The sequence below is a fragment of the Stieleria sp. genome (assembly GCF_041595215.1).
Classification (GTDB): Bacteria; Planctomycetota; Planctomycetia; order Pirellulales; family Pirellulaceae; genus Stieleria; species Stieleria magnilauensis.
This window is the reverse complement of the sequence record NZ_JBFHKV010001444.1, coordinates 1-1,683: the sequence shown is the minus strand read 5'-3', so window position 1 is coordinate 1,683 and position 1,683 is coordinate 1. Positions and strand designations below refer to the sequence as shown.

Below are 1,683 nucleotides of genomic sequence, written 5' to 3'. Positions count from 1 at the left end.
CCGCAACCGGTCGCGGTCAAAGGCTATCGCAAGATCCCGATCGAACACATCTTTGCGGACACGCAGTCGGTGTTTGTCGAAAGACGTCGTCCGTTATTGATGCCGTTCCTGATGCCATCGGTACTGATGGTGTTGGGGCTGCTTTTGCCGCTGGTGTATTTGAGTGACTTGGCGAGCACCAATCGGACGCAGGCGTTGCTGTGGCTGGCGGTCGCGTCACCGTGGTTCGTGTTGGTAACGGTCTATACGGTCTGGTTCGCACTGAACCTGTCGCTGGATGTTTGCGACGCTGGCCCTGATTTGGAAGACGATCCACCGCAGAAAACGCGGTCATGGTTCGTTCCCACGGCCGCTGTGTTTCTTTCGCTGTTGGCTGCGATGACCATCGCGATCGCTTACGTGGCAGTCGTCATCGGGCTGGCCATTGCGATCATGAATCTCGGCAGCAACGTCCAGGCGACTGAGATCCATCTGTTGATGACGGTCGGGGCGTTCGTGGGAGCGATCCTGTTGCTGACACTCACGGCGATGCGGTTGTGGCCGGTCATTCCGCTGGCCATGGACGGTCGCTTCGGCGGGGCTGTGGTGCGGGAATCACTGCAAATGACCAGGTCGAACCTGATGACCTCGTTCTTTCTGGTCGTCGGGGTCTTCTTTCTCGTCGGATTCGGTTTCAGCGTCTTCGGGCTCGGGTTGCCCTTGGCGATTCCGGTCGCGGCGCTGGCGTTGGTCGTGGCTTTGCGATTGATCAAAGGGCGCGGGATCCCGGCGTTCGACCGCGAAGAGCTGTAGCGGAGCGGCAAGGCTTTCCCACCTTTTTTGCTTGACAGCACGAGGCGACGCGGTGTACCATGACACGGGTACACCGAAGGCCGCATTCACATGGGATGGCTTGGATGTTCTTTTCAATCGACGCCGATGGCGATCTACCGATCTACGAGCAAATCGTACGTCAGGTCAAACTGGCTGTGGCCGACGGGATTTTGGTCGGCGGGCAAATGGTCCCCAGCGTTCGGCAGCTGGCCAATGACTTGGCGATCAATTCCAACACGATCGCCCGGGCCTATCAAGAGTTGCAGTCCGATCACGTGCTCGAGCCGTTGCGGGGCCGCGGGATGGTGGTCCGCCGTGACGCGATGAAGCGTTGCACCAAGGCCCGTAATTCTTTGGTCGCCGAAAGTGTTCGGCGGGCGTTGAGCGATGCGCTGGCCGGCGGGATGACGACCGCGGAGCTGCGAGAATTGTTTGACGCGGAATTGGACCGCCAATCCGCAATGATTGAAAACGCCAAACACGCCTCTGGCAACGGCAATTCCTGACCCTTCTCCACTTGTCTTTCCTAGGGAAGCATCCTGACATGAACGCCGTCATTTCCTTGCAGAACATCAGTAAATCGTTCGGTCGCAATCGTGCCCTGATCGACGTGACGTTAGACATTCCTAAGGGCGTCGTCTTTGCGTTGCTTGGCGAAAACGGTGCCGGGAAAACCACGATGATTCGGATTTTGACCGGGTCACTCAAGCCGGACAGCGGTTCCGCCACGGTGCTGGGGTTGTCGTGCTTGAAGGACGGCCAAAAGATTCGTCAACAGACGGGATATGTTTCGGAGTCGCCGGCGATGTACGAATGGATGACCGCGGACGAAATCGGCTGGTTCACGTCGGCGTTTTACGATGACGAATT

At 58.2% G+C, this 1,683-nt stretch carries 3 protein-coding genes; all 3 read left to right on the top strand.

Translation table 11 applies throughout. From position 1 onward, the window contains the following. The coding region (locus ABX749_RS31970; RefSeq protein WP_372899604.1) for a hypothetical protein at positions 1-792 on the top strand (792 nt) is incomplete at its 5' end. Positions 793-896: 104 nt separating this feature from the next. Then, positions 897-1,319 (top strand): GntR family transcriptional regulator, encoded by a 423-nt coding sequence (locus tag ABX749_RS31965; protein WP_145221404.1) that lies wholly within the window; start codon positions 897-899, stop codon positions 1,317-1,319. 38 nt (positions 1,320-1,357) lie between these two features. Further along, the coding region (locus ABX749_RS31960) for an ATP-binding cassette domain-containing protein (RefSeq protein ID WP_372899603.1) at positions 1,358-1,683 on the top strand (326 nt) is incomplete at its 3' end.